This window comes from Pyxidicoccus fallax (genome assembly GCF_012933655.1).
GTDB lineage: Bacteria > Myxococcota > Myxococcia > Myxococcales > Myxococcaceae > Myxococcus > Myxococcus fallax.
The window spans coordinates 1-26,413 of the sequence record NZ_JABBJJ010000171.1; the positions used below are offsets into that span (position 1 = coordinate 1).

Sequence of the window (26,413 nt, forward strand, 5' to 3'; positions counted from 1 at the left end):
GTGGTGGGAAACGTGCGCCATGGGGGAATCGCCAAGGAGCCCTCTCCGGAGGTCTACGTCCCCTTCCTCCAGGCGCGCTCCAACATCATGCGGCTGGTGGTGCGGACGGAGGGCGCGCCGCTCGCGCTGGCGTCCCAGGTGCGCGCCACGGTGCACGAGCTGGACAAGGACCTGCCGGTCGCCAACGTGCGCGACATGGAGGCCGTGGTCAGCGACGCCGTCGCCCAGCCGCGCTTCTACATGCTGCTGGTGGGCGTGTTCGCCGGGGTGGCGCTGCTGCTGGCGGCGCTCGGCATCTACGGCGTCGTCACGCATGCGGTCACCCACCGCACCCGCGAGCTCGGCATCCGCATGGCGCTGGGAGCGGACCGGCAGCAGGTGGTGGGCCTGGTGCTGGGCCAGTACCTGCGGCTGACGGGCACGGGACTCGCGCTGGGCGTGGGCCTGGCCTTCGTCGCCAGCCGGATGCTGGGCAGCCTGCTCTACGGCGTGGAGCGCGCCGACCCGCTCACCTACGTGGGCGTGGTGGCGGTGCTGGGCGGCGTGGCCATCCTCGCGAGCCTCCTGCCCGCGTACCGCGCGACGCGCATCGACCCCATCATCGCGCTCCGGCACGACTGACGGAAAAACCGAGGGCGCGGCGCATCCCCCGAGGCGCCGCGCCCTCTTTCCTTCAACGCCCGGCTCAGAGCGTCTTCATGTACTCCATGATGGCCCAGCGCTCCGTGTCGGTGAGCGACTGGGTGAAGTCATGGCCTTCGTTGCCCATGCCGTACAGGTGCGAGTTGAAGATCATCCGCGAGCGGATCTGCTTCTGGGTGATGGGCGGCGGTGACTGGTACGCCAGCGAGTTGTGGTTGGCGACCAGGTTGGCGATGTTCGCGAAGATGACGTCCGGCGTCGCCATCTCGTGGCTGCACGGGATGAACGGATCGTTCCTCGGCTCGTCGCCGCAGGCCAGGGGCGTCACCTTCCAGCCCAGCTTCGCGAAGTCGTACGACGCGTAGCTCGCGTCGTAGCCCGCGTTGGTGCCCAGGTTGTTGGGCGCGGACTGCTGGCGCTTCCACACCTTCCGGCGGTCCGACGGCTTCAGCACCTCCCAGAGCGTGGGCACACTGCCGTTGTGGAAGAACGGCGCGGAGGCCCAGGAGCCGTAGAGCGGCGGCGCCATGTAGCCGAACGGCTCGATCCAGATGTTCGGCCCCTCGGGCGAGTAGATGGGCCCCATGCCCCTGTCATAGGCGGCACGCGGCACGCGGCGCAGCGCGCTGGTGATGGGGTCGTCGTAGAAGGGCCCGTGGTCCGGCGCCATGTCGTTGTGCGCGAGGAACGACGTGTTCCACGCCCGGCGCTTGCGCTCGTCCGCCATCAGCCCCGCGCGGGCCGGGTCCGTCCGGATGGTCTCCAGCGGCGTGATGACGCCGGCGATGCCCTTGAGGCGCGGGTCGGGCAGGTACGCCGGGTCCGCGGCATGGCGCGGCGAGTAGACGCCGTGGCAGCTCGCGCAGGAGCCGTTGCCCGGTGCCTTCGGGATGTCCGCGTTGGCGCCGTTCGCCCACAGGTCCCGCTCGTGGAAGAGGATGGCGCCCTGCTCCGCGAGCGCGGTGTTGATGGGCTTGGGGAAGGTGGGGGGTGACAGCGAGAGGAAGAAGTTGTCGTTGTCGTCGAACTCGGCGGTGAGCGCGCGGCGCTCCGGCGCGCTGCGCTCCAGGTTCGCGATGCCGAACGCCATCTCCGAGCGGACGTTGTCCGAGGTGAGCGCGCCGTCCCAGAACTGGCGCGTCTTGAACGCGCGGTACCACCAGTTGGGCGCGCGCGACATGCCGCCCGCGTGAGTCGGGAAGTACTCCAGGAGGCTGGGCACCATGGCCATGGAGTCCATGTCGAAGAGCGCCGGCAGCAGGTCGACGATGCCGATGGCGTCGCTGGAGCCGCGGCCCACGCTCCAGGGGATGGGCGCCAGCAGGAGCGGCGTCCCGATGACCGTAGAGCGGAACATGTCGGACTGGATGAGGCCGGCATCGATGGCGTCGCTCGTGCGCCCCCACACGAAGGCCGCCTCCTGCTCCGTGCCGAACCGCGAGTCGTGGCAGCCCGAGCAGGTCGAGGCAATCTTGCCCGTGTAGCGCCCGTTCTCATCGCGCTCCTGAACCATGCCCAGCGGGAGCTGGCCGCTACCCCCGTTGGTGAGGTTGGGGTTCTCCCACGGCAGCGGGTACGGGTTGCGGAACGGCGCCTTCGCGAGCCCGTAGCGCTTGATGACCTGCTCGTCGAAGTCCGCGGGGCGCACCAGATAGCCCCAGAGCTTGTAGAGGTAGTAGTAGGCCGTCGCGTTGCCGAAGGCCTGGAAGTAGACCCGCTGCTCCATGTTCTTCCGGCCGCGCTCGGCGCTCGCCCGGAACTCGCCACACGTCGTGGGGTTGGGCTCCAGCGTCGAGACGAACGGCGCGGGCGGGTTGTGCAGGTCCACCCAGTACGCGTTGAACTGCACCGCCGCCTCGGGCGTGTTGACCCCGGGTACCACCAGCGTGCGCGGGTCGATGGGCAGCGGCGTGGAGTCCGGCTTGCCCTGACACGCCACCGCGAACGGCGCCCGGATGGCCGTCGTGTCCAGCAGAGGCAATGGGTCCGCCGCTGCCCTCTCGGCGCTCAGGGCGAGAATCACGGCACTGGAAAACGTCCACGTATGGCTCCACGGCACTCTCATGCGGGCCCTCCTCCGGCTATTGGCACAGTGCCAATAATGCGGTGTTTAGGCTCGCGCGCTGGCGCTCACAATGCGCAGTGCGTCATGGATTGCCGGGATTACCCGGAGGTTTCACTAATCAGCAGTCGTTACCACGCTGGGATTGCAACGCGGTGGCCTCTACGGCGGTGCCCGCCGTGCGGTGGACGCCTGCAGGCGCAAGGGCGTCTCCCGTCCCATGGCGATGAAGGGCGCCCAGTAGTGCGGGTGGGCCTGGGTGTTCCGCAGCTCCCGCATCGCCTCGATGAGCGCGGACGCCCTGCCCTGCCCCTCCAGCAGGTGGCGGTAGTACGCCTCCATCAGCTCGCGCGTCGTCTCGTCGTTCACCTTCCACAGGCTCATCACCACCGTCTCCGCGCCCGCCACCAGGAAGGCCCGCCGCAGCCCGTACACGCCCTGCCCCAGCTTCACGTCCCCTCGCCCCGTGTCGCACGCCGACAGCACCACCAGCTGCGTGCCCCACAGGTCCAGGCTCGCGAGTTCCAGCGCCGTCACCAGCGCGCTGTCCGGACTGGAGCCGGTGGCAGCTCCCGCCAGCACCAGTCCCGAGCGCAGCAGCGGATCCGGTGGCCCCGCGCTGAGCCGGGCATCGCTCAGCCCCCCGAAGCTGACCACTCCGCGGGAAGCCGCGGGCTGGGGCGCGTCCTCCAGGAAGAAGCCATGGGTGGCCACGTGCAGGATGCCGGGCGCCGGCAGATTCAACAGCCGCTCCTTCGTGGCCTCGGCCCCCAGGAACAGCTGCGCCTGCGGCAGCAGGTGCTGGATGGTCCGCGCCTCCTGGCGCGTCCCCGGCAGACGGATGACGTCCCAGTTCCGCTGCGCCAGCGCTCCGCGCCAGCGGGAGAGGAGCTGCCCGACGGAGGCGGAGCGCGTGGCCACGGCCTGCTCCGCCACCGCGGAAGAAGCGGCTGGCTGGAGCGGGACGTGGAAGTCCGGGTCGGCCAGGACGACCACGGAGGGCCGGATGACGTCCCGGTTCCGCTGCGCCCGCTCTCCGCGCCAGTTGGAGAGAACCTGCCCGAGGGAGGCGGAGCGCGTGGCCACGGCCTGATGAGCCGCCGCCAGGGAAGAATCGGCTGGCTGGAACGGGTCGTGGACGTCCGGGTCGGTCAGGGCGACCACGGAGGAAGCGGGAACGGGCTGCTGGGGCCTTGGCAGCAAGTCCTTGCCGGAGGAGAGATAGGTGAAGTCGAAGTCCTCCACGAGGAATTGCCTGCCGTCGTGAAGGGCCGCGAAGGGCACCAGGGCCAGCTGGCCATCCGGTGACACGAAGAGGCGGCGGGTCTCCCCCAGCAGCGGGAGCAGCGGCTGGAAGGCGAGCTGGTAGAGGGCCCGGGCATGGACCTCGACACCGGCCTCCTGGTTGGCCAGCGCGTCCCTCATGCGTGAGGCCGCCGAGTCGATGGGCCCCGCGGGGCCCAGGTCCTGGACGCGGATGCCGCCGTCCGGGAAGAGCACCAGCGCCAGGTAGCGCAGGTGCGGCTCGGACGTGCCGGGCCCGGACAGCAGGGGGCGGTCCTGATAGGTGATGAGCTCGACGAGGGCCGCGTTCCCGGGCAGGGCCTGGGCGACCTGCTCGACGATGTCGGCGAGCGATGGCAATCCGGCCAGCGCACGCAGGGGGGCGGAGCGCTGGGCCAGGGACGACTCGAGCGCGTCACCCTGCGCGGCGAGCGCCTCCAGCCGTTGCTGGTAGGCCTTCAACGAGAGCGGCCCAGGGCCCTGGAGCGAGAGACTGGCCAGCTGGGTGCGCAACCCGCGCAGCCGCTCGAAGGTGTCACGCTCGCCGGGTCCCAGACTCCGGTAGACGGCACGGGAGATGCCGGCGGTCTGCTCGACGGAGCGGCCCTTCATGAGCAGTACGGCGCCCAGGGCCAGGCGCCCGACGCGGGCGTCGCGGGGATGGGCGCGCAGCAGCGCGTAGAGCCGCTCCTCGTCGGCGCGCAGCAACTGGAGGAAGCTGGCCAGGCGCGTCTCGGAGAAGTCGAGCGCCTCCTGGCGCAGGCGCCGCTCGGAGATGCTGAACGCGCGCGTGAGCAGGGGAATGGCCTCGCCGAGGCGATGCTGGGCCAGCCTGAGCAGGGCGAGGTTGTTGAGCAGGACCGCGACTTCGGGATGGTTCTTTCCGAGAGCCTCCTCCCGGATGGAGAGCGCTTGCTCGTAGAGCGCCTCGGCCCGCGCGTGCAGCCCCTGGTTCGCGTAGAGCACGGCGAGGTTGTTGAGCGAGGCGGCCACATCCGGATGGCTCTTGCCGAGAGCCGCTTCCCGGACGTTGAGCGCGAACTCGTAGAGCGCCTCGGCCGGCACATAGTCCTTCCGCTCCCGATAGACGTTGGCGAGGCTCGTGTACGAAGCGGCGACGGAGGGATGGTCCTGGCCGAAGGCCACTTGCCGGATGGCCAGCGCGCGCTCGTAGAGCGGCTCGGCGCGGTCATACAGCCCCTGCTGCATGTAGAGGTTGGCGAGGCTGCTGAGCGAGATGGCGACGGTGGGATGGCGCTTGCCCAGGGCTGCCTCCGCCAGGAGGACCGCGCGCTCGTGGAGCGGCTCGGCACGGTCGTACAACCCCTGGTTGGCGTAGAGGGTGGCCAGGTTGTTGAGGGAGGCGGCGACGTCCGGATGGCTCCCGCCAAGGCCCGCTTCCCGCATGGCCAGCGCGCGCTGAAGCAGGGGCTCGGCCCGGGCATACAGTCCCTGGATGGCGTAGAGGATGCCGAGACTGTTGAGGGAAACGGCGACGGCGGGATGGCTCTTGCCGAAGGCGGCTTCCCGAACGGCCAATGCGCGCTGAAGCAGGGGCTCGGCCCGGAGGTACAACCCCTGGGCCGCGTAGAAGAGCCCCAGCTCATTGAGCAACGCGGCGATGGTGGGATGGCTCTTGCCGAGGGTCGCATCCGCCATGGCGAGCGCGCGCACGTGGAGCGGCTCGGCCCGGACGAACAACCGCAGGAACCCGGCCAGCCTCGCGCTTTCATGGATCTCCCTGGCGAGCACGGGAGGACCCCCGTCCTGCGGCACGTCTGGGAGGATGCGCCCGCCCGCCCTGGGGCGGGGTTGCTGGAGATAAACGTCCGGGCTCGAGGAGAACAGGCTGCCGTCGTCGATGGCTCGAGCAGCGGTGCCCTGTCCCTGGCCGAGGGCCGCTTCGAGAATGGCGACCGCCCGGTCATAGAGTGGCTCGGCCCGGGCGAAGTCCCCCTGGAGCCGGTGCATCCCACCGAGCAGGTTCAGACAGCTGGCGACCTCTGGATGCGAGTCTCCGAGCACCTCCTCACGCAGCGCGAGCGCACGGTGTCCCTGCTCCACCGCCCTGGCGTAGCTGCCCGCCTCGTGGAGCCGCAGCGCCTCTTCGTACGCCATCCGCGCCACCTGCAGCCGTGCATCCAGCGGGCTCGCGCCAGCGGGGCCTCTTGCCGCGCAGCCCATGACCCATAGCGCCATCCACGCGAGAAGCAGTCGCATGCCTTCCTCCCCGTGAAACCCAGGTGCCGCCATTCGCCCCAGTCCCATGAGCCGCCGGGCTCGCGAATGATGCAGCGGAAGTCACCCGGTACCCACGCTGGCGGATTCACGCTTCCCTGCATCATTCGGCGGGTTCAGGGCTCTTCAAGGTCGAGGGCCCATGCCCGGCCCATTCGCCTGAGTGCCCCGGAGAGAATCCAATGAAGAAGTACCTCCTTGCCTGGCTGTTCCTTCAGCTCCCCACGCTGGCCTGCGCCAGCGCCCCACCCGCCGCGAAGCCCACGGCCACCCGGCCCGCGAGCAGCGTGGCCACGGTGTCCGAGGCCGACCGCTACGCGCGCCGGTGCCAGTCCCAGTCCGCCCACCGCATCGTCCGACCCCAGGGGAGCATGCTGTGGGGGACCAAGCGCAGCTGGGACACCGAGAAGAAGGCCGAGGAGCGCGGCAGCGTGCTCGTCTCGGCCGACCTCGCGCCCCTGCGGCTGGCGAATGCTTCCGGGGTGACGGCCCTGCGGCTCGAGGGTGGGCGCCTGGTGGCCTCTCCCGCGGCGGAGGGGAACGCGGCCCCTCCAGGCGTCGTCGGCACCGTGCTCCAGGGCACCGCCAGCGACGGCAAGCCGGTGGAGGTGGCCATCTGCGGCGCCGAGCCCTCGCTCCAGGACCCTGGCGTGGTCTTCTACCGTATCGAGGCGTGGAACTCGCTGGCCCAGGAGTGGGAGAACCCCTGCGTCGCCCTGGGCCGCGTGCCCGACCCGCGCGCCCTCGCGGTGGGCGGCGTCTGGGACGCCAGCGGCGCGCACCAGGACACGCCCGGCAAGCTCACCTTCGCCTGCGAGAATGGCGCCATCACCAAGTGCATCCAATGGGGCTACAAGCCCTGGGAGCGCCACGAAGGGCAATCACTGGCCGGCCTCCACCAGGCCTGCACCCGCCTGGCGCGCGCGGACTACTGCGGCAATGGCCGAAGCCACACGGGCCAGGACACCCCCATCGACATCTATGACGGGCTCGGCGTGCTGGCGCGCGCGACCCGGGCCTCGGGCGGCTGGGACCCGGCGAAGGCCTCTTTCGAGGCGGCGTGGGCGCCCGACGGAGCCACCTGCATCGCCCACACCCGCGACGGCCGCGCGATGGAGGTCATCCTCCAGGAATGCCCCGACCGGCTCCAGGCCGGCGAGGCCGTCGAGCTGACCGGCGGGGACCGCTGCACGGTGCGGCGAACGGACGTGAAGCCGGGGACGGCGCTGCTGCGCAACCTGTCCTATGGCGCCCCGCGAGCCCCCGCCTCCGCGGGCACGGGCCCGTAGGCGTCCGGGTCAGTCGTTCCCGGGAGGAGGCGGGGCCCCCGTCTCGCGCTGCTCGTCGAGCAGCTGGCTGATGCGCAGGTCCAGCTGGCTGTCGACGAGGGCCAGGAAGCTCTCGAGGCCCACGGTGGAGAGGCCCAGCCGCTCCCTCAGGCGGCGCAGGGTCTCCTCGTGGACCTGCTGCCGCGCGCTCTTCAACCAGCGGGAGACCGTGGATTGATTGACGCGAAAGAGCGAGGCCAGCTCGTAGGTCGAAAGCCTGTCGGCGAAGTGCAACCGGAGCAGGTGGCGCTCGTGGGCCGAGAGCGTGGCGGCGGCCTCATGCACGGCCTGGCGGAAGTCGGCCTGGTGGCGCCGCTTCATGACATCCAGCTCCGGGTCGACGCCCGGCCCCGGTAGCAATTTGAAGAGCTCCTCCGGGTCCTCGTCTGGCGCGGGCTTCTCGGCCGCCCGAAGCTTGCTGGCGATACGCGCGGCGGTGACCTGTAGCCAGTTCAGCAGCGCGCCCCGTCCCGAGTATTCACCAATCCTGGGGGCACTCTCGGGCGTGGCGACCAGCAGCTTCACGCGTGTCAGCTGACAAACATCGTCAATCAGCGTGTCGGGTTGCTTGAGGCCCCGGAGCTTCGCCGGCAGCTGGGACAGGTAGCTCCGCTCGAAGGCCTCGTGAGCGGAGGCCATGCCGTGGAGACACGCGCACGCAAGGTAGAGCTCCGCCAGGGAGAGCTTCTCCAGCAGCGGGGGAATGGGGCTGTCGGGACTCGCCTCGGGTAACCGCACGGCGAGGTGGGTCACGAACAGTCCCGGGGGGAGCGCCACACCGGGCCACCGCGCGCGCCCCTCCTCCCAGGCCCGCACGAGCAGCGCCCCGAGCGCCGCGGCCTCCTCCCCCGCGAGAGGCACGAAGCGCACCGGGGTGTACGCCAGAAACGTCGCGACCAGCTCGGAGCCCTGTGGCATGGCCAGACACATACCACGCGCTTCCCACGGCCCCCAATGCACGCCATTGAATGGCGTCCATCCGGCGCCTAATCTGATGCCGCCAACTCCATGCATCCGCCCACCTCCCCCTGTCTGCCGGACGAGAGCCTCGTCGAGCTTCTCGAGGGCCGATTGTCGGACGATGCGCTGAAGGGCGTCCACGAACATGCCGCCGGGTGTGGCGACTGCCGGGCGCTGCTGGCCACGCTCACGCCCGGCATCCAGCCCCCGGTGGATGCGCCCACCGAGACCTACGCGCCGACCAGCACCTCGCGGGAGCCGGGGCTGCCGTGGACGCCGCCCGAGGCCTTCAACGAGTTCCGTCTGGAGGGGCTGCTTGGCCGGGGCGGCATGGGCGTCGTCTACCTGGCACACGACACCTCGCTGGACCGGCGCGTGGCGGTGAAGTTCATGGCCGCCAGCGAGCCCGACCCGCGGGTGCGTGAGCGCTTCACCACCGAGGCCCGGGCGCTCGCGCGCATGCAGCACGCCAACATCGTCAACGTGTTCAGCGTGGGCGAGGTGAGCGGCCGCCCGTACATCGTCTCCGAGTACGTCGTGGGCACGAGCCTCGCGGAGCTGCCCGTGCCGGTGCCCTGGCGCCGGGTGCTGTCCCTGGGCGTGGGGCTGGCCCGGGGGCTCGCGGCCGCGCACCGCCAGGGCGTGCTCCACCGGGACCTCAAGCCCGCCAACGCCCTCGTCACGAAGGGCGGCGAGGTGAAGCTGCTCGACTTCGGCCTGGCCGAGCGCTTCGAGACGGGAGCGGACCCGGCGTCCGGCTCGCGATTGCTTGCCGGCACCCTGCCCTACATGGCGCCCGAGCTGCTCGCCGGTGCTCCGGCGACGCCTCGCGGCGACATCTACGCCCTGGGCCTCATCCTCCACGAGCTGTGCACGGGCGAGGTGCCGCGCCATGCGCCCCGGCCCGAGGAGGCGCGCCCCCGCGCCGCGCTCGGGCCGGACATCGACGCGGACTTCGCGGCCCTCATCACCCGGTGTCTCGCGGTCGACCCGCAGGACCGCTTCGCCACGGCCGAGGCCCTGTGCGAGGCCCTCGAGCGGCTGGAGCGCCGCAGCGCGCCCGAGCCGCTGGCGGCCGGCAATCCCTACCGGGGCCTGGCGCCCTTCGAGGCCGAGCACCAGTCGCTCTTCTTCGGCCGCGAGGCCGACATCCGCGCGGTGCTCGAGCGCCTGCGCACCCGGCCCCTGGTGCTCGTGGCCGGTGACTCGGGAGCGGGCAAGTCCTCGCTGTGCCGCGCCGGCGTGCTGCCTCGGGTGGCCGCGGGCGCCCTGGACGACGGCCGGGAGCGCGTCACGCTGACGCTGTGGCCCGGGCGGCGCCCGCTCGACGTGCTCGCCGCCGCGCTCGCGCCCCTGCTCGGGTGGAACGAGGCGGAGCTGGTGGCTGCGCTCGCGGACAGGCCGGCGTGGCTGGGGCAGGCGCTGCGCGAAGCGCACTCGCGGGGCCGGGGCCTGCTGCTCTTCGTCGATCAGCTCGAGGAGCTGCTCACCCTCTCCGAGCCGGTCCAGGCCGCGCACTTCGCCCGCCTCCTCGGGGAGCTGTCCCTGCCGGCGGCGGGGGTGCGGGTGCTGCTGGCGGCACGCGGCGACTTCCTCACGCGCCTGGGCGCGCTTCCCGGCCTGGGCGACGAGGTCGAGCGGGCGCTCTACATCCTCCGGCCCCTCTCGGCCGAAGGGGTGCGCGAGGCCATCGTCGGGCCCGCGCGCAGCCGGGGGGTGACCTTCGAGTCCGGGGAGCTGCTCCAGACGCTCGTCGCCTCCACGGCGCACGGCGTGGGCAGCCTGCCGCTGCTCCAGTTCGCGCTCGCCGAGCTGTGGGAGCGGCGCAATCCCGCGCAGGGCCGCATCACCCGCGAGGCGCTCGACGCCATGGGCGGGGTGGCCGGAGCGCTGTCCCGGCACGCCGACGGCGTGCTCGCGAGCCTGAGTCCCGCCGAGCATGCGGCGGCGCGGCGCCTGCTGCTCCAGCTGGTGACGGCCGAGGGCACGCGACTGGAGCGCGGCGAGGACGAGCTCGTCGAGCCCTCGGACGAAGCCTCCCGCGCGGCCCTTCGCGCGCTCGTGGAGGGACGCCTCGTGCACACGCGCACGGTGGGCGGCCGGCCGCGCTGTCAGATCGCGCACGAGTCGCTGCTCGAGAGCTGGGGCACGCTGCGCGACTGGCTGGACGACGACATCGGCCACCGGGTGCTGCGCAAGCGGGTGGAGGCGGCCAGCGCCGAGTGGGAGCGCCTGCGGCGGACCAGCGAGGTCCTGTGGGGACAGCGACAGCTCGATGAGGCGCGGCCCCTGGACCCGGCCACCCTGGGCCCGCGCGAGCGGGCCTTCCTGCTCGCCTCGCGCCGCGCCGTGGCCCGCGGGCGCTGGGGACGCGGGCTCGCGGTGCTCGGGCTCGCGCTCACCGCCCTCGTCTCCTATGGCGGACTCCGCCTGCACGGGTACCTCCAGAATGAGCGCTTCATCGCCGCGGAGCTGGGCACGGTGCGCGGGGCGCTCGACGAAGGCCGCCGCCTCGCCCATGAGGCCCATATCGGCCGGGAGGAGGCGCTGGCGGTGTTCGATGGCCGCGCGAACCCCAACACGGGCCTGGAGACCCAACCCGGACCCGCGGGCCTCTGGAAGGCCGCCGAGCAACGCTGGGCCGCGGCGCTCGGCCTGCGCCAGCGAGCGGATGCGGCCTATACCCGCGCCAGCCAGGCCCTGGAGCGCATCCTCGAGCGTGATCGCCTCCATGTGGACACGCGCCGGCTCATCGCGGAGGTCCTCTACGAGCGCGTCCTCCTCGCCGAGCGCTTCCACCGGCGCGCCGAGCGTGACGAGTGGATGCGACGCCTGGAGCAGGAAGTGGACATCTCGAAGGAGGGCGCGGAGTGGCTGGAGCGGCTCTGGGCCACGGCCGAGGTCAAGCTGGAGATCTCCCCTCCTGGCACGTTACTCGAGGTCGAGCACCTCCCCCTGGTGGAGGGCGAACTCCACCGCGAGCCGCTTCAGCCGCTGCCCCTGCCCTCGAATGGCAACTCCCGCCTCTCCTTGTTCGCGGGCTCCTATCTGCTCCGCTTCACGCACCCGGACCGGGCCCCGGTGACGCTGCCCCTGCTCCTCACGCACGGGGAGCGTGAAACCGTCCGCCTCACACTGCCCGCGTCCGTGCCCGAGGGCTATGCCTACGTCCCCAAGAGCTGCTTCCTCCTGGGCAGCGCCGAGGCCGAGGAGCTACGAAAGTTCGCCTACAGCCCGCCGATCCACCGGTTCTGCCTCGAAGAGGGCTACCTCATCGGTCTGCGCGAGGTGACGTTCGGCGACTGGCTGGAGTACCTCGAGGACCTGCCCCCGGGCGCGCCCGAGCGGAAGCTCCTGGAGCAGCCGCGCTTCGGCGACCGTGGAGCCGTCACCCTGCGGCACCAGCCCGGCACGGGCTGGGTCTTCACCTTCTACCATTCGCGCGAGGAGTTCGACTCGGCGCGGGTGGGCGAGGACTTCGTCTACCCGGGGCGGACCCGGCGGAGCACCGCCGACTGGACGAAGTTTCCCCTGTCCGGCGTCTCCGCCGACGACCTGGGGCGCTACTTCTACTGGCTCGACCAGACGAAGCGCCTGCCGGGAGCGCGGCTGTGTGGCCAGCATGAGTGGGAGTACGCGGCCCGAGGCGCGGATGGCCGCCTGTACCCGCACGGCGACGAGCTGCAATCCGACGACGCCAACATCGACGAGACGTACGACCGGGAGAACACGTCGTTCGGGCCGGACGAGGTCGGCTCCCATCCCGCCTCCGTGAGCCCTTTCGGGCTGCACGACATGGCGGGCAACGCCCACGAGCTCACCCGGGCCGTGGCGCCGGAGCCCTTCGGGCGGGTCGTCCTCCGGGGCGGCTCCTGGTACTACGACTCGTTCGGCGCGCGCAGCGCGGGCCTCTCCCCTGGCGACCCGACGGCGCGCGACGTCCGCATTGGCGCACGCGTCTGTGCGTCATTCACTCCCCGGTAACCGCAGGGGCGCGTCCCGGCCCATCGCGATGAAGGGCGCCCAGTAGTGGGGATGGGGTTGGGTCCGCCGCAGCGCGAGCATCGCCTCGCGCAGCGCCGTGGCGCGCCCCTGCCCCGCCAGCAGGTGCCGGTAGTAGGCCTCCATCAGCTCCCGGGTCTTGTCGTCGTCCACCTTCCACAGGCTCATCACCACCGTCTCCGCACCCGCCACCAGGAAGGCCCGCCTCAGTCCGTACACCCCCTGCCCCGGCTTCACGTCACCTCGCCCGGTGTCGCAAGCGGACAGGACCACCAGCTGGGTCCCCCACAGGTCGAGGCCCGTCAACTCCAGCGCCGTCACCAGCGAGCTGTCGGGAGAAGGCGGGGCTGCATCGGCGCTGGAGTGCGCGGGCGCACTCCCCCCCGCGAGGACGAGGCCCGAGCGCAGCAGCGGATCCGGCGCGCCGGGAGCCTGGACGTCCTCCCCCAGCGCACCGAACTGGACCACCGCGCGAGAGCCCGAGAGCCCCGGCGCATCCTCCAGGAAGAAGCCATGGGTGGCCACGTGAAGGATGCCGGGCGTGGGCAGGTGCAGCAGTCGCTCCTTGGTGGCCGCCAGTCCGAGGAAGAGCTCGGCTCGGGGCAGCAGGCGTTTGATGCTCTCGGCCTCCTGGCGGGTGCCGGGCAGCGACGTGGGAGACCACGCTCGCGACGCCAGGTCCGCGCGCAGCGTGGAGAAGAAACGCTCCCCGGGAAACGAACGCGTGGCCAGCGTGGAGCCATTCCCATGGGAGGAAGACCTCGGCGGGAGCGGCGCGCTGAAGTCCGGGTCGGCGAGGACGACCACCGAGTCAGGGGCGTCGCGCTCCTCGGCACGCGGCAGCAGCGCCCTTCCGGAGGGGACATAGGTGAAATCGAAGGAGTCCACGAGGAACCGACGCCCATCGTGGAGCGCGGCGAAGGGGACCAGGCCCAGCTCGCCATCTGGCGAGAGGAAGAGGCGGCGGGTGTTGCCCAGCAGCGGCAGCAACGGCTGGAAGGCCCGCTGGTAGAGCGCCTGGGCGGGAACCTGGACGGCGGCATCGCGGTCGGTCAGCGCGTCTCGCAGGCGCGACACGGCGGAGTGGATGGGCTCGGCGGGCCCCAGGTCCTGGAAGCGGAGGGTGCCATCCGGGTAGAGGACCAGCGCCAGGTAACGCATCTGGCCGTGGCGCCGGGACTCGGGTGCGCCGGGCTCGAACACGAGCGGGCGGTCCACGTAGGCAATGAACTCGACGAGGGCCGCGTCCCTGGGCAGCGCCGCGGCGACCCGGTCGACAATCCGGGCTGGAGACGGCAGCGCGGCCAACGCGCGCAGTGGAGCGGAGCGCTGGGCGAGGTCGGCTTCGAGGGCGGCGCCCTGCTCGGAGAGTGCCTCGAGGCGCCGCTGGTGGGCTTCCGGTGGGAGCGAGCCGGGGCCTTGGAATGCCAGCTGGGACAGCAGGGTGCGCAGCCCCCTCAGCCGCTCGAAGGTGTCGCGGCCCTTCGAGTCCAGGCTCTGGTAGACGGTGCGCGAGATGTCGGCGCTCTCCTCGACGGAGCGGCCCTTGAGCAGCAGCGCGGCGGCGAGGGCGAGGCGTTTGACGCGGTCCTCGTCGGGATGGGCACGAAGCAGTGCATAGAGTCGCTCCTCGTCGGAGCGCAGCAGTTGGAGGAAGCTGGCCAGGCGCGCCTCCGAGAAGCCCAGTGCCTCCTGCCGCAGGCGCTGCTCGGACAGGGCGAAGGCACGGGTGAACAGCGACAGGGCCTCGGGGAGACGGTGCTGCCCCAGATGAATCACCGCGAGGTCGTTGAGCGTGGCCGCGACGCTGGGATGCCCCTCGCCGTGCGTGGCTTCCAGAATGTCGAGCGCACGCTCATGGAGTGGCCTGGCCTGAGCGTACCGCCCCTGGGCCGAGTAGAGGTCGGCGAGGTGGCTGAGTGACTCGGCGACTTCGGGATGGTTCTTGCCCCGAGCGGCTTCCATGAGGGCCAACGCGCGCGTGTAGAGCGACTCGGCGCGGAGAGGGAACCCCTGGGCCTGGTAGACGCTGGCGAGACCGATGAGCGGCTTGGAGATGTAGGGGTCGTGCCCGCCAAGGCGCGCTTCCATGCTCGTCAGTGCATGCGCGTAGAGCGGCTCGGCCTGACCGTACAACCCCTGGGCCACGTAGAGGTCGCCGAGGCTGACGCGGACGTGGGCGACCAGGGGATGGTGCTCGCCCAGGGCTGCTTCCTCGATGCGCAGCGTGCGCTCGTAGAGCGTCTTCGCCTGACCGTACAATCCCTGCGCCACATGGATGTCGGCGAGGCAGTAGAGCGACTGGGTGAGGAGGGGATGGTGCCCGCCTGGGGCCGCCTCATGAATGGCCAGCGCGCGCCGCAGGAGCAGCTCGGCCTGGCCGTACAACCCCTGCTCCATGTAGATATGGCCAAGCAGGAGGAGTACCTCGGCGACGAGGAGATGGCTCTTGCCGAGGAGTGCTTCCCGGAGAACCCGCGCGCGCCGCAGGAGCGGCTCGGCACGCACGAACGCCCCCCGATTCGCATGGTTCAGGGCCAGGCTGATGAACGAGTCCGCGAGGTCGGGAGTGCGATTGCCATGAGCCCTTTCACGAATGGCGAGCGCACGCTCACGGAGCGGCTCGGCCTGGGCGAACAACCCCAGGGCCCGGTAGAAGGAGGCGAGCTGGGAGAGCGAATCGGCGACCAGGGGATGGTGCTTGCCGAGAACCTCTTCTCGTATCGCGAGCGCGCGCAAATGGAGCGGCTGAACACGCGGATACATCCCCTGGGCCTGGTAGAAGACGGCGAGGTCGAAGAGCGTTTGAGCGACATCCGGGTGGCTCTTGCCGAGGACGCCTTCCCGAATGGCCAGCGCGCGCGCATAGAGCGGCTCGGAGCGTGGCTCGTCACCCGCGTACAAGCCCTGGATGCGGTAGAGGGTGGCAAGGTCGTTGAGTGACTGGGCAACGAGGGGATGGCGCTTGCCGAGGGCCTCTTCCCGGATGGCCAGCGCCCGCGCGTAGAGCGGCTCGGCCCGAGCAAACAACCCCTGGGCCCGGTAGAGGTCGCCGAGCGTGTTGAGTGTCTGGGCGACCTCCGGGTGTCTCTTGCCCAGGGCCGCTTCCCGAATCGCCAGCGCGCGCCGCAGCAGTCGCTCGGCCTGGACATGGTTCCCCCGGAGCAGTTGGTGAGCGCCGAGCCAGTCCAGACACCTGGCGACTTCAGGATGGGCGCCCCCCAGTACGGACGCCCACAGCGCCAGCGCCCGCTCGCCCCGGGTGATGGCCTCGGAATACCTGCCCGCGTCCCAGGCCGAGGTCGCCCAGTCGAAGGTCGCCTGCGCCGCCCGCAGCCGCGCGTCCGGTGGCGCCGCCCCACCCGCCGCTCCCGCCGCGCAGCACAGCAGCATTCCCAGCATCCACCCGCGAACCCGCCGCATGTCCGCTCCTGCTCGCCATCCGTTCGGGATGTCCCGAGCGGTCCCACTCGAAGGCGGCCGTCGAGAAGAGTGAGCCGACGGAGCCGGAAATGATGCAGGGAATTCGCGGGCCGTTCGTTTCCCAGGGCTGGCATTGGAATTGAATGGCGGTGCTGTGGTCGGTCACTTCGTGTCCGCTGCCTGGGCCCCTTCCGAGGAGGCCGGCGCGCGGCACTTCTCCAGCAGCTTCTTCTTCTCGGGAGCACTGGCCGTCTTCCACTCGGGAAGCTCCGAGGCGACGCAACTGGGCGTCACGGGCCCCGCCTCGGGCATGGCCACCATCGAGCCGGGGCCGCCGGAGCCCGACAGACTCATCTCCAGGAGCAATCCGCTGATGGTCTCCGCCTCCTCGCGCCCCGTCACCTGCTCACCGCCGCCCCACATGGCTTCGGTCGAGACATCTCCCTGGCACAGCGGCACCCACGCCGGAGGCTCATCGCTGCACACCGCGCGGCCGTCGATGGTGGGCTTGCCGAAGAGGTCCACGCGGGTGGTGTCCGCGTCGGGCGTCAGGAGCACATAGAACGCGGACCCCACCGTCTTCACGGAGCCGGCCATCCCGAAGCCGGTGTTCTTCACGGTCGTCACCGCCATGCGCCGGCCCTTGAAGACATACAGGGTGGCGTCACCCTTGCGCTTCAGGCGCTCCGTCACCTCGAAGCCTCGCTTGGAGAACAGCTCCGAGAACCGGCGCGCCGCATCGTCCGGCGTCCCCCGAAGCAGGGCCTGGGACTGCTGCTCCGGAAGGTGGGCGCGGCTGCTTGACCGAACCGTTGTCATACAACCACTGCTCAGGACCATCAGGCCCAGCAGGGCCCCCTCGTGAATTCGCATGGGGGCGCATCGTAGCCGCCCAGACCTTCCGGACTCCACCAGCGCTGGGTGGGATGCCCGCGCACCGCTTGAAGGCACGGCTGAAGGCCGCCGCGAGGCCTTCAGCGGAAGCCGGCGGAGTCGTTCCAGTCGGGCACGGGGATGAAGCGCAGTCCCTCCGCTGGAGGCGTGAGGCTCATCACCCGGTCCACGACGCTCTGGTGGAAGAGGCAGGTGGAGGGGGACTCGGCGAGCACGAAGATGCGCCGCTCGTCCAAGGGCATCCGCGAGAGCACTGACTCGTCGAGCACGAGCCGTTCGAGACTCAGCAACGTCAATCCGGAGGGAGAGAGCTTGAATACCGACTCCTGCCGGTTCATGCAGCGCAGCTCGTTGTGCACGTGCAGCAGCCAGTAGCGTCGCACGTCACCCTCGGCGACTCGAACATCCGCTGGCACCCATTGCACACGGTGAAGGGGCACCGGCTCCAGGGCCTCCTTCAAACGCGGCGAAAGAACGGGCTTCGGAAGGCTGTGGTGGTCCACCATGACCGGCTTCGGAGGCACCGGCTCCGCGAGGCGCAGGCGCACAGGCTCGGACACGTGTACGGGCTTGCCCTTGTAGAAGGCACTGCCACTCTGGTCCCAGCCCAAGAGCGGGTGGTCGTTGGAAGCGGCCCGCTCGAGGACGCAGTACTCGCGCTGCATGGCTATTTCCCCACCTGCAAGGCTCGACGCACGAGCTGCTTACCAGTCGCCCCATGTTTCAGCGCGTGGGTCCGTCGGCGCGGACAGGCACGCGTTGGCTTTTCCGGAATGTTGGCGGTCCCTGCGCACCCGATGCCGCCCTCCTGGTAGTCCAGCCCATCAGAAGAGAGGGTCCATCGAAAGCGCGCCACCTTCGCCAGGATTTCTTCACTGAGTGCATCCAGTTCGAGGGTCAGCGCGCTCGGGTCGGAGCAGAACGCTCCGCGGACAACATGGGTCTTGATGTCGTCCGTCCTGGCCATGACTGCCTTGGGGTATGCCAGCTGGACATCGTGAGCCCAGCCCGCCGCGTGATTGCCACGATGGACGGGTACGTGAAGCTCACAGGCAACGTCCATCCGGGACGGCAGCATGACGCCATTCTCCCTGCGATTGATGTCGTAGCCGAACTCGCGGCAGTACTTCGCCCAGTCCTCGTCGTCTTCCATGGCCTCGGAGCAGATGAGGTGGTGCGCCGCGATGGACCACCGCCCCGTGTACCAGTCGTGCTTCTCCGGCTCCTGCCCCTCCAGGATGGCCTCGCTGAGCCACATCGAGTTGCCGATGTGGCTCCCCCACTCCGCCGCCAACGGATGCTTCGGCCTCCCACAGTACTCGCAGGGAAGTCTCTTCGGGGGCTTGGGCCCGTCTCCCGGTCCGGACTGGAGGAACATGACGCGGCGGCCGCGGATGATGACGGGCATGGAGGCAGCAGACCCTCATGCTCCCGGCCCCCAGAACTGTCCCCGGGGGCACTCGACCTTAGGATTCCCGACAGGCGGCTCAGGCGCGCTCGTCACGGCTCCTGGCGCACCACGCTGGGTGGGATTCCCGCGTACCGCTTGAAGGCACGGCTGAAGGCGGCCGCGAGACTTTCAGCGGAACCCGGCGGAGTCGTTCCAGTCGGGCACGGGGATGAAGCGCAGTCCCTCTGCTGGAGGCGTGAGGCCCAGCACCCGGTCCACGACGCTCTGGTGGAAGAGATGCGTCACGGTCTCTTCCAAACGGAAGGCGAGCCGCTCCTGGAGCGGAATCGCGCGGAGCACGTCCTCGTCAAGAACCAGCTTGTCGAGGCTCAGAAGGATCAGCCCGCTGTCGGATTCTTCGAAGCGCGAGCGCGTGCGGTCCATGCAGGCCAGACGCCGCCACATGTGCATCAGCCAATAGCTCAGCACCGCGTCGCCGACGCGGACATCCGCGGGAACCCACTGCACCCCTTGCAGGCCCAGCGACTCAATGCACTCCTTGAGACGTGTGGAGACCACGGGCGCGGGGAGGCTGTGGTGATCCACCATGCGAGGCCTGGGTGGCACGGGCTCACCCAGCCTCAACCGGACAGACTCCGAGCGCTGGACAGGACGCGCCTTGCGGAACGAGTACGCGGATTCGTCCCACATCAGCAGCGGGTGCTCTTGGGAGCGCTCGCGCATGAGCACGAAGTAGTCGCTCTGCATTGCTCACTCTCCCACCTGGAGCTGCCGCCGCATCAGTGGCTCCCGGGCATAGAAGCAGCAGACCCTCATGCCCGAGGCGCCCAGAACTGCACCGTGGGGGCACTCAACAATGGAATTTCTGACAGGGAGCGGGTGTTCAAGCGGCTCCAGCAGCAGCTTCTCAATGAACTCGGTATCCGAGGCCGCATTGACTGGAGCCGCTCAGCATTCGACTCCAGCTCGCTCCGCGCCAGAAAAGGGGGGCCGAAACAGGCCCGAATCCAACGGACAGAGGGAAAAAGGGCAGCAAGCACCACTTGGTGACTGATCGGAAGGGCCGTCCGCTCGTCGTACTCCTCTCGGCTGCGAACGTGCACGACAAGAAGAAGGACCTACCGCTCTTCGACGCCATCCTGCCCGTACGAACCGGACGGCGAGGCCGACCTCGCAATCGGCCGAAGAAGGCTCACGGCGACAAGGGGTACGACTTCGCGGACATCCGGAGCGGGCTCCGCGCCCGTCGTATCACCCCGCGTATTGCCCAGCGCGGCATCGAGTCCAGTCAGCGGCTCGGCCGGCATCGCTGGGTCGTGGAGCGCACGCTCGGGTGGCTCCACAACATGAAGCGGCTGCGCATGCGCGAAGAGCGCCGGGCTGACCTCCACCTCGCACTCCTCCAGCTCGGCTGCTCCGTCATCCTCTTCAGGGAGCTTGCTCGGAGATTATGAAAGGAGTTCTAAACTGCCGGGTACGGACTGTCTCACTCACCTTGGCAGAGAGGGCTGCGCCAGACGCTGGAGCGCATGGCGCGCAATGACTCCGTGGGCAAGCTGGTGGTGCGGTGGGAGTGAGGGCGCTCCCTCCACAACCCGCGCATTCGGGAGTCCCGCGATGCGACAATGCCCCCGACAGAGGGGCGTCGTGCGTGTTCGCTGTCACCAGTTGGGGGCCCAGGGCTCGTCACTTGGCACCATGGGCCCGATGCAGCCCTTGACCGTCGCCACTCCTGGTGACTTCCCAATCATGCTCTCCATTGGCAATTCAGCGGTCCTCTGGGTGAAGGAACAGCACTGACTGCAATCCTTTCCCTCGTTCCACTTTGTCGGACCAAAGCGATGGCAGAGCCTGTCAAGCGCCTTGACGCTCTGTTCCTCATTGAGTTTCCCGCCCACTCTGTTGAAGTCATCCGCCAGGGCCTTGAAGTCCATGATAAAGCCATTCACATTCCAGATGTGGAATTCCTCCCACTGATTGGTTGTCCCCATCTGCATGTGCCACCCGCTGTTTTCACGGAAGGTCGTCGACCAGGATGGCATGGGACGCCCCCCTGTTCGCCAGAGCTCGGGGCTCCTGGGACTGTTGTGGCAGTAGTTCACCAACCCCGCGTCGAGGACTACGACGGCATTTTCTCCCAGGTGGGCCTTTTGGAGATGCCCGCCCAACCTCAGGACGATCCTTGAAAATGACGCCAGCTTCGGGCCGGTGGCGGTGATGTAGAGGTCACGAATCGTGGATTGTTCATGGTCGCTCCAGCCAGCCTGGACCTTCCCTTGCTTGAGATGGGCGGTTTCGCTGAGCTCGCACAACTGGGTGATGGGTTTTTCAGAGATGAGCTGACGAGACGTCTTGCCGTTTTCATGCAGGGTCTGGATTACCAGCGGACATTGGTGTTCCTGGCCACTGGCGGAGCCGTAGTATATGTACTCGATGCTCGCCGGGCTGGGAGCGTTTTTCGGCCAGTCAATGGCGCCGCTGAATACCGTCGCGGCGATTCCTCCGAGAGCAAGTGCAACACTGAGGGCTTCAAACGCCTGGCATTGGAGTGCCTCTTCGGCCTGGCCGATGGGGCTGGTCTCCGCGACAGAAACGAGAGCAGCCTCCGCGTCAGCGAACTTCCTCCCTGTGGTTTCGGGTTGTCCCGAAGCCAACGCAGACGAAGCGACAACCGCCCCCACGAGGCAGTGCGTGATGATTGCAGCGATGTGCTTGCGCATTGCATCCTTCTTTCCCGATACGTCCGGAGCCAGGCTGTCGCGGCAACGTCTGACTGCCGGGTGCCGCCCACGATGGCTGGCAGACTGATTTGCCTCCCGACCTCGGGGAAAAGCTTTGGCGAGCCTCTTCAGAAGTCAACTGAAGCTTCCGTCGGAGGAACGCGCGCTCGTTGCGCTCCAGGCCCATTGTAGACGCGCCGGTCAGGACGCAAGGCGCAGGACTGCCTGCACCGTCCCAAAAGGAAAGTCACTTCGCGCTGTGCGACGAACGGCCTGCCCCGCTGGACGAGGACCGGTGGCCAGGTAACGCCGAACATTCATGTGGAGGGCTGCTTTGACCATGGCGATAAGCGGAAGATGCGTAGAGCATAGCGTTCCTACCCGGAGGTTCCTCACAACGGCCTCCTGCCGCCACCCGAGGAGGAGTTCGACCTGGTCAACGGCCCGAGGGAATGGAATTGCTACCGCATCAAGCTCGACGGCGCCGCCGCCGCCGCTTCGATGCGAAGCGAGGTGTTCCGGCTCCTGCCCGAGCGAAATGGAAGAGGCTACGTGTTCGACCCCACCGTTCCACCCAAGGCGAGGGACGACTCCTCGAACTTCCGGATCCACTGGGCCCAGGTCGCGGGGGCTTGGCGCCTCGTGGGGTTGGACGTGATGTATCGCGAGCAGACGGCCGACGATTGAGGAGCCCATCCGCATCTCGTTCGTCGTCTGATCCGCGGAGCGTTCCCTGGGTCATCCTGGCCTGCGTCCTGCTGAGCACGGGGGCGTGGGGCCAGTCCATCGACGCGGGGATGCTGGCGGCAGGGCAGGTCCAGGTGCTGCTGCACGGAGTACCCGTCACGGTGATGGCCTCCTCGGTGCTGGCGGATGCGAAGGACCCCGGCCGTTACGGCCCGGCCAACCTGCTGGACGAGGAGCCCGGCACCCTGTGGGCGGAAGGGCACCGGAGCCGGTGAACTGGAGGAACATGACGCGGCGGCCGCGGATGATGACGGGCATGGAGGCAGCAGACCCTCATGCTCCCGGCCCCCAGAACTGTCCCGGGGGCACTCGACCTTGGGATTCCCGACAGGCGGCTCAGGCGCGCTCGTCGCGGCCCTGCCGGCGCACCGCGCTGGGAGGGATGCCCGCGTACCTCTTGAAGGCACGGCTGAAGGCCGCCTCCGAGTCGTAGCCGAGCTCCGCCGCCACCTGCGCCACGGTGTGGCTTCCGTCGCGCAGCCAGCCGCTCGCGACATGCATGCGCCAGCGCGCGAGGTAGCGCGCCGGGGACATTCCCACGATGGACGTGAAGCGCGCGGAGAAGACCGAGCGCGAGGTCATGGCGACATCGGCCAGTGACTCCACCGACCAGGGCTCGCCAGGACGCTGGTGGATCTCCGCGAGCGCGCGGCCAATCCGCGGGTCCCGAAGCGCCGCGAGCCAGCCCCGCGCCTCCTCCCCGTGGGACTCCACCCAGGCCCGGATGACGCGCGCAATCACCACGTCCGCGAGCCGCGTCATCACCGTCGCCGCGCCGATGCGCCGGGCAAGCACCTCCTCCGCCATGGCCTGGAGGAGCATCCCGAACGTCGCGTCCTGACGGCCCTCTCCGCGCACCAGCAGCACCGGCGGCATCAGCGCGAGCAGCGGATGCATCGCGGGCTGCGCGAAGCTCACGCTGCCGCACACGAGCGTCGTGGTCGCTCCCATGCCTCCCGTGCGCATGTGGTAGGTGTGCTCGCCCACCTCGTCGAGCGGAATCTGTTCGAGCGGCTTGAGCCGGCCGCGCGCCCGGTCGGCCAGCGCATGGCTGTTTCCCTGGGGCACGAGCACCACGTCACCCGGATGCAGCTCCAGCCACCCCCGCTTCGGGGCGCGCAGCCAGCAGTCACCCGACACCACGAAGTGGAACCGCGCCTGGGCCAGCGGCTTCGAACGCCCCGTCGGGAAGAACCCCAACGGAGTGCCCGTCCTGCTCGGGAGCGGAGCGAACTCGATGCCCCAGGGACGTGACAGCTCGCAGCGCCCGTAGGAGCCGTCCGTGAGGCGCAGGTCCTGGAGGACCTCGCTCAGCGGATCCGACGGAATCGCCTCGAGCTCGGACGAACGGGCAAGCATTCGAGTCAAAGTAGCATGGAGCCACCGGCGCGCGGGCGACAGTCTTCCCCCCAGGAGGAAGCAAGAAGCCCATGCGTGCACTCGTCCACGATCCGAACCAGCCCCGGGGTCTCCGCTTCGCGGAGGTCCCCTCTCCCCAGCCCTCGCCCTCGCAGGCGCTCGTCGAAGTCCACGCCGTGTCATTGAACTTCGGGGAGGTCTCGTATCTCTCCGAGATGTTCCAGCCGGGCCAGGTGCCGGGCTGGGACGCCTCGGGCGTCATCGTGCGCGCCGCCGCTGACGGCTCGGGGCCGAGGGAGGGAACACGCGTCACCTGCTTCGGCTGGGGTGGCGCCTGGGCCGAGCTGCGCGCGGTGGACACGAGCGAGCTGGGCCTCGTCCCGGACACCGTCGAGCCCGGTGCCGCCAGCGCCCTGCCCGTGGCGGGGGTGACAGCCCTGCGGGCCCTGCGCGCCCTGGGCCCGGTGGTGGGCCGTCGCGTGCTCGTCACGGGCGCCTCTGGAGGCGTCGGCCGCTTCGCGGTCCAGCTTGCCCACCGCGCCGGGGCCCACGTCGTGGCGTCGGTCGGCGGCACCGCTCGCGGAGAGGGGCTGCGCGCGCTCGGCGCGGACGAGGTCGTCGTGGGCCTCACGCAGGTGAAGAAGCCCGTGTACGGCGTGCTGGAGAACATCGGCGGCACGGTGCTCTCCCAGGCGCTGGGGCTCGTCGAGCGTGGCGGCTCCGTTCAGAGCATCGGCGCGGCCTCTCGCGAGCCCAGCACCATCGACTTCGAGGCGGAGCGCCGCCGCGGCGGGGAACGCCGGGTCGAGGTGTTCACCGTGGGAAGCCACTTCGGAGCGGACCTCACGTACCTCGCCTCGCTGCTGGCGGACGGAGCGTTGGATCCCCAGCTTGGGTGGCGCGGGAGCTGGGAGCAGTTCCTCCCGGCCATCGACGCGCTGCTCGGACGGCGGGTGCCGGGCAAGGCCGTGCTGGACGTCCGGAGGGCGAGCCCATGAGCGCGCTGACGGACCAGACGGTGGTGATTGTCGGCGCCAGCTCGGGCATTGGCCTGGCCGCAGCGCGGGCTGCGGCCGCGCGCGGTGCCCAGGTCGTCATGCTCAGCCGCTCCCAGGAAAAGCTCGACGCGGCGGCGAGGCGCGTGGAGGGCAAGCCTCCCCGTGCCATCGCGATGAACATGCTGGATGCGGCGGCCGTGGACCGGGTCATCCCCTCGCTCGGCCCCATCGACCACCTGGTGCTCACAGCCGTGGACAACGAGCTCGGGAGCCGGGCGCCGGTCACCGCCCTGACGAACGAGCAGGTGGAGCGTACCTTCGACAAGCTGCGGGGCTTCGGTCAGCCCGAGGACCTCGCGCACGCCATCGAGTTCCTGATGACCAACCCCTACATGACCGCCCACACGCTGACCGTCGACGGCGGCTTCGTCGCCATTTGAGGAACGCCATGGAAACCCCAACACAGTCGAAGCCCCTCGCGGGTGACCGGGTCGGTGCTGGAAATCACGGGAGGTGAGACGCTGGTCGACGGTCTCCAGGTCTAGCCGTGCGCACCGCGCTGGAACAGCCAGGCGGACCCGAGAAACAGTGCGACGAAGATGGCGTTGAGCGCCAGGATCTCGACTGGCGGGCTCCACGGCATCCCCCATCCGGCGAGCACCGCGAGCACCGCGATCGCGGCTTGCGTGAAGGCCATCGCGACCAGCGTGCGGGCCATGCCGGCCGCGCGCAGGCGCACGATGAAGGCACCAGCGAGGCCGATGAGGAGCACCCCGCCGTAGAGCAGGTTGGTGCGGTCGCCGTCCGCGCCGATGATGCCAACGCCGAGGCCCAGCCAGATGAGGATGAACGAGGCGAAGAGGGCGAGGCCGAGGGCGGCCCGGTACGCGGTGCTGGGGAGCGCGGTTCGCATGGGCGTGTCTCCGTTGCCGAGAATGGACAGGGTCACGGCCATAAGGTGGCACCCCCACTCGGGGGTGTCAGGCCGGTCGGGGGCCAGCCGTCGAACCCCGGAGCCGAGCGGTCGCAGGACGCGGACGGCCGGCACCGAAGCCCCGCACCCGCCGTCGGACTTCACACGGCTGGAGAACCAGACTTCTCCGGCAGCACACCCGGTCCGTGAGTGACGACTCGGAGATGGAGGCGATTCGTGGTCGACGAGCGATGGGACCCATTGTTCCGCGCCATCAAAAGGGGCGTCGAGGATGAGATTCGCGCGGCAGCGGCCGCCCTGGGTGACCTGAGTCTGTACCCTGTCCCCGCGGAGATCGCGCTGCATCACGCGGTCTTGGCGATCCATGGGGCCGAAGGCGCTTTGGCGCGGGTGCGGTGCCTGGTGGCATTGGGTGCGAGAGTCCAGGCCTTCCCACCAGACCATTGCGAAACGTCCATGCACTGGGCCGCGAACCGCGGGTACACGGAGGTACTGGACACGCTCCTCCGAGCTGGCGGCGACTCGGTCCTGGGTGTGTTCGACGACTTCCCCTTCACGCCGTTGCACCACGCCGCGTTCAAAGGCCATGTCCACGCCGTGCGGTTCCTCCTCGATGCAGGCTCGGACGTGAACAGCGTCGATGATGAGAACATCGGCGACACGGCGCTATCCCTGGCCGTCCAGGAGGGCTGGCCCGACGTCGTCGAGCTGCTCCTCGCGCGCGGAGCAGACCCCACGATTCCGGGATTCATGCGGCTGACCCCGTTGGACCACGCGCTCGACCCAGAGCCAGAGAGCAGGACCCCGGCGCAGCGACGGATCGTGGAGTTGCTCCAGCATCACACGAACCGCAATCGTGACGAGTCCCCTGACCGCTAGACTTCACCTGGCCCGCCCGAGCGTACCGCTCGAACAGACGCTAGGCCGCGGCCACGTCGGGGCCGGTGGCCTCCGGCTTCTCCTCGGGCGCGGCGGACTCGGAGCCCGGCTCACGCTCATAGGCGCCGAAGAGCACGCGCAGGATGGGGAGTCCCTCGCGCCGCGCGGCCAACGCGGCGAGCACGCTGCTCGCCACGATGCTCACCACCACCACGGCGCCCACCACGGTGGCGATGCGCTCCCCGCCGGGAAGCCCGCGCTGCGCGGGCAGCGTGGCGAGCACCGCCGCCGCCATCCCCTTCGGAGAGAGCATCGCGGCCACCGACGCATCCCTGCGTGACGTCCCGCGCGGCGGGAGGCTCGCGCGCACCGCCCACGGGCGCACCAGCAGCAGCGCCACCACCGCCACCGCGCCACTGACGAGCGCCGAGACATCCTCCACACGGAAGCTCGCCCCGAGGTAGACGAAGAAGAGGACCTTGAAGAGGAACGCCCCCTCCTGCACGAACTCGCGGTCCTCCTCCCTCAGTCC

General features: G+C 69.8%; 20 protein-coding genes. 8 read left to right on the forward strand and 12 right to left on the reverse strand.

Translation table 11 applies throughout. The features are described 5' to 3' along the window. Positions 1–621, forward strand: a 621-nt coding sequence (locus tag HG543_RS30500; RefSeq protein WP_211194264.1) for an FtsX-like permease family protein, incomplete at its 5' end; no start/stop codon positions are given. 64 nt (positions 622–685) lie between these two features. On the opposite strand, the gene roxA is transcribed toward HG543_RS30500, so the two are convergent. After that, positions 686–2,707, reverse strand: coding sequence for a rubber dioxygenase RoxA (roxA, locus tag HG543_RS30505; RefSeq protein ID WP_169348421.1), 2,022 nt, complete (start codon positions 2,705–2,707; stop codon positions 686–688). Between the two features lie 159 nt (positions 2,708–2,866). After that, positions 2,867–6,208, reverse strand: a complete 3,342-nt coding sequence (locus HG543_RS30510; protein WP_169348422.1) for a CHAT domain-containing tetratricopeptide repeat protein — start codon at positions 6,206–6,208, stop codon at positions 2,867–2,869. A 200-nt stretch (positions 6,209–6,408) separates the two neighbouring features. Here HG543_RS30510 and HG543_RS30515 point away from each other — a divergent pair, with 200 nt between their 5' ends. Then, positions 6,409–7,515: an ADYC domain-containing protein gene (locus HG543_RS30515; protein WP_169348423.1), complete on the forward strand. Its 1,107-nt coding sequence runs from the start codon at positions 6,409–6,411 to the stop codon at positions 7,513–7,515. A 9-nt stretch (positions 7,516–7,524) separates the two neighbouring features. Here the strand turns inward: HG543_RS30515 and HG543_RS30520 are convergent, their stop codons facing one another. Then, positions 7,525–8,472 carry a sigma-70 family RNA polymerase sigma factor gene (locus HG543_RS30520; RefSeq protein ID WP_169348424.1) on the reverse strand — a complete coding sequence of 316 codons (948 nt, stop codon included), beginning with the start codon at positions 8,470–8,472 and terminating at the stop codon, positions 7,525–7,527. A gap of 90 nt (positions 8,473–8,562) precedes the next feature. Between HG543_RS30520 and HG543_RS30525 the strand changes: the two genes are divergently transcribed. Next, positions 8,563–12,498 carry a bifunctional serine/threonine-protein kinase/formylglycine-generating enzyme family protein gene (locus HG543_RS30525; protein WP_169348425.1) on the forward strand — a complete coding sequence of 1,312 codons (3,936 nt, stop codon included), beginning with the start codon at positions 8,563–8,565 and terminating at the stop codon, positions 12,496–12,498. On the opposite strand, the gene HG543_RS30530 is transcribed toward HG543_RS30525, so the two are convergent. The 5 genes from HG543_RS30530 to HG543_RS30550 all read right to left on the reverse strand — a co-directional run bounded on the left by HG543_RS30530 (position 12,481) and on the right by HG543_RS30550 (position 18,991). Next, the gene (locus HG543_RS30530; RefSeq protein ID WP_211194265.1) at positions 12,481–15,939 is read right to left on the reverse strand and encodes a CHAT domain-containing tetratricopeptide repeat protein; all 3,459 of its coding nucleotides are present in this window, start codon (positions 15,937–15,939) and stop codon (positions 12,481–12,483) included. The genes HG543_RS30525 and HG543_RS30530 overlap by 18 nt on opposite strands. 162 nt (positions 15,940–16,101) lie before the next feature. After that, positions 16,102–16,758, reverse strand: a complete 657-nt coding sequence (locus HG543_RS30535) for a hypothetical protein (protein ID WP_169348426.1) — start codon at positions 16,756–16,758, stop codon at positions 16,102–16,104. A 155-nt stretch (positions 16,759–16,913) separates the two neighbouring features. After that, positions 16,914–17,498, reverse strand: coding sequence for an imm11 family protein (locus HG543_RS30540; RefSeq protein WP_169348427.1), 585 nt, complete (start codon positions 17,496–17,498; stop codon positions 16,914–16,916). Between the two features lie 2 nt (positions 17,499–17,500). Beyond that, positions 17,501–18,241, reverse strand: coding sequence for an AHH domain-containing protein (locus tag HG543_RS30545; protein WP_169348428.1), 741 nt, complete (start codon positions 18,239–18,241; stop codon positions 17,501–17,503). 171 nt (positions 18,242–18,412) lie between these two features. Continuing rightward, positions 18,413–18,991, reverse strand: coding sequence for an imm11 family protein (locus HG543_RS30550; RefSeq protein ID WP_169348429.1), 579 nt, complete (start codon positions 18,989–18,991; stop codon positions 18,413–18,415). Positions 18,992–19,197: 206 nt separating this feature from the next. On the opposite strand from HG543_RS30550, the gene HG543_RS30555 reads away from it, so the two are divergent. After that, the gene (locus HG543_RS30555) at positions 19,198–19,698 is read left to right on the forward strand and encodes an IS5 family transposase (protein ID WP_439332611.1); all 501 of its coding nucleotides are present in this window, start codon (positions 19,198–19,200) and stop codon (positions 19,696–19,698) included. A 207-nt stretch (positions 19,699–19,905) separates the two neighbouring features. Here HG543_RS30555 and HG543_RS30560 read toward each other — a convergent pair whose 3' ends face one another. Beyond that, on the reverse strand, positions 19,906–20,964 hold the full coding sequence (locus HG543_RS30560) for a hypothetical protein (RefSeq protein WP_169348430.1): 1,059 nt from the start codon (positions 20,962–20,964) through the stop codon (positions 19,906–19,908). A gap of 797 nt (positions 20,965–21,761) precedes the next feature. Here HG543_RS30560 and HG543_RS30565 point away from each other — a divergent pair. Then, positions 21,762–21,926, forward strand: a complete 165-nt coding sequence (locus HG543_RS30565) for a hypothetical protein (RefSeq protein ID WP_169348431.1) — start codon at positions 21,762–21,764, stop codon at positions 21,924–21,926. Between the two features lie 121 nt (positions 21,927–22,047). On the opposite strand, the gene HG543_RS30570 is transcribed toward HG543_RS30565, so the two are convergent. Continuing rightward, entirely contained in the window at positions 22,048–23,070 is a 1,023-nt protein-coding gene (locus HG543_RS30570) for an AraC family transcriptional regulator (RefSeq protein WP_169348432.1), read from the reverse strand. A 71-nt stretch (positions 23,071–23,141) separates the two neighbouring features. Between HG543_RS30570 and HG543_RS30575 the strand changes: the two genes are divergently transcribed. Both HG543_RS30575 and HG543_RS30580 read left to right on the forward strand, forming a co-directional pair. Beyond that, positions 23,142–24,068, forward strand: a complete 927-nt coding sequence (locus tag HG543_RS30575; protein ID WP_169348433.1) for a zinc-binding dehydrogenase — start codon at positions 23,142–23,144, stop codon at positions 24,066–24,068. Then, entirely contained in the window at positions 24,065–24,508 is a 444-nt protein-coding gene (locus HG543_RS30580) for an SDR family NAD(P)-dependent oxidoreductase (RefSeq protein WP_169348434.1), read from the forward strand. Before HG543_RS30575 ends, HG543_RS30580 begins: the two co-directional genes overlap by 4 nt. A 101-nt stretch (positions 24,509–24,609) precedes the next feature. Here HG543_RS30580 and HG543_RS30585 read toward each other — a convergent pair whose 3' ends face one another. Next, on the reverse strand, positions 24,610–24,981 hold the full coding sequence (locus HG543_RS30585; protein WP_169348435.1) for a hypothetical protein: 372 nt from the start codon (positions 24,979–24,981) through the stop codon (positions 24,610–24,612). A 237-nt stretch (positions 24,982–25,218) separates the two neighbouring features. Between HG543_RS30585 and HG543_RS30590 the strand changes: the two genes are divergently transcribed. Next, complete coding sequence (locus tag HG543_RS30590; RefSeq protein ID WP_169348436.1) at positions 25,219–25,881, forward strand: ankyrin repeat domain-containing protein; 663 nt, start codon at positions 25,219–25,221, stop codon at positions 25,879–25,881. Positions 25,882–25,921: 40 nt separating this feature from the next. On the opposite strand, the gene HG543_RS30595 is transcribed toward HG543_RS30590, so the two are convergent. After that, the coding region (locus HG543_RS30595; protein WP_211194266.1) for a cation:proton antiporter domain-containing protein at positions 25,922–26,413 on the reverse strand (492 nt) is incomplete at its 5' end.

Bases quoted from the DNA above. Each gene is read 5' to 3' on its own strand.
- roxA (WP_169348421.1), bottom strand. From the start codon at position 2,707: ATGAGAGTGCCGTGGAGCCATACGTGGACGTTTTCCAGTGCCGTGATT.
- HG543_RS30510 (WP_169348422.1), bottom strand. From the start codon at position 6,208: ATGCGACTGCTTCTCGCGTGGATGGCGCTATGGGTCATGGGCTGCGCG.
- HG543_RS30515 (WP_169348423.1), top strand. From the start codon at position 6,409: ATGAAGAAGTACCTCCTTGCCTGGCTGTTCCTTCAGCTCCCCACGCTG.
- HG543_RS30520 (WP_169348424.1), bottom strand. From the start codon at position 8,472: ATGCCACAGGGCTCCGAGCTGGTCGCGACGTTTCTGGCGTACACCCCG.
- HG543_RS30525 (WP_169348425.1), top strand. From the start codon at position 8,563: ATGCATCCGCCCACCTCCCCCTGTCTGCCGGACGAGAGCCTCGTCGAG.
- HG543_RS30530 (WP_211194265.1), bottom strand. From the start codon at position 15,939: ATGCGGCGGGTTCGCGGGTGGATGCTGGGAATGCTGCTGTGCTGCGCG.
- HG543_RS30535 (WP_169348426.1), bottom strand. From the start codon at position 16,758: ATGACAACGGTTCGGTCAAGCAGCCGCGCCCACCTTCCGGAGCAGCAG.
- HG543_RS30540 (WP_169348427.1), bottom strand. From the start codon at position 17,498: ATGCAGCGCGAGTACTGCGTCCTCGAGCGGGCCGCTTCCAACGACCAC.
- HG543_RS30545 (WP_169348428.1), bottom strand. From the start codon at position 18,241: ATGCCCGTCATCATCCGCGGCCGCCGCGTCATGTTCCTCCAGTCCGGA.
- HG543_RS30550 (WP_169348429.1), bottom strand. From the start codon at position 18,991: ATGCAGAGCGACTACTTCGTGCTCATGCGCGAGCGCTCCCAAGAGCAC.
- HG543_RS30560 (WP_169348430.1), bottom strand. From the start codon at position 20,964: ATGCGCAAGCACATCGCTGCAATCATCACGCACTGCCTCGTGGGGGCG.
- HG543_RS30565 (WP_169348431.1), top strand. From the start codon at position 21,762: ATGCTGGCGGCAGGGCAGGTCCAGGTGCTGCTGCACGGAGTACCCGTC.
- HG543_RS30570 (WP_169348432.1), bottom strand. From the start codon at position 23,070: ATGCTTGCCCGTTCGTCCGAGCTCGAGGCGATTCCGTCGGATCCGCTG.
- HG543_RS30575 (WP_169348433.1), top strand. From the start codon at position 23,142: ATGCGTGCACTCGTCCACGATCCGAACCAGCCCCGGGGTCTCCGCTTC.
- HG543_RS30580 (WP_169348434.1), top strand. From the start codon at position 24,065: ATGAGCGCGCTGACGGACCAGACGGTGGTGATTGTCGGCGCCAGCTCG.
- HG543_RS30585 (WP_169348435.1), bottom strand. From the start codon at position 24,981: ATGCGAACCGCGCTCCCCAGCACCGCGTACCGGGCCGCCCTCGGCCTC.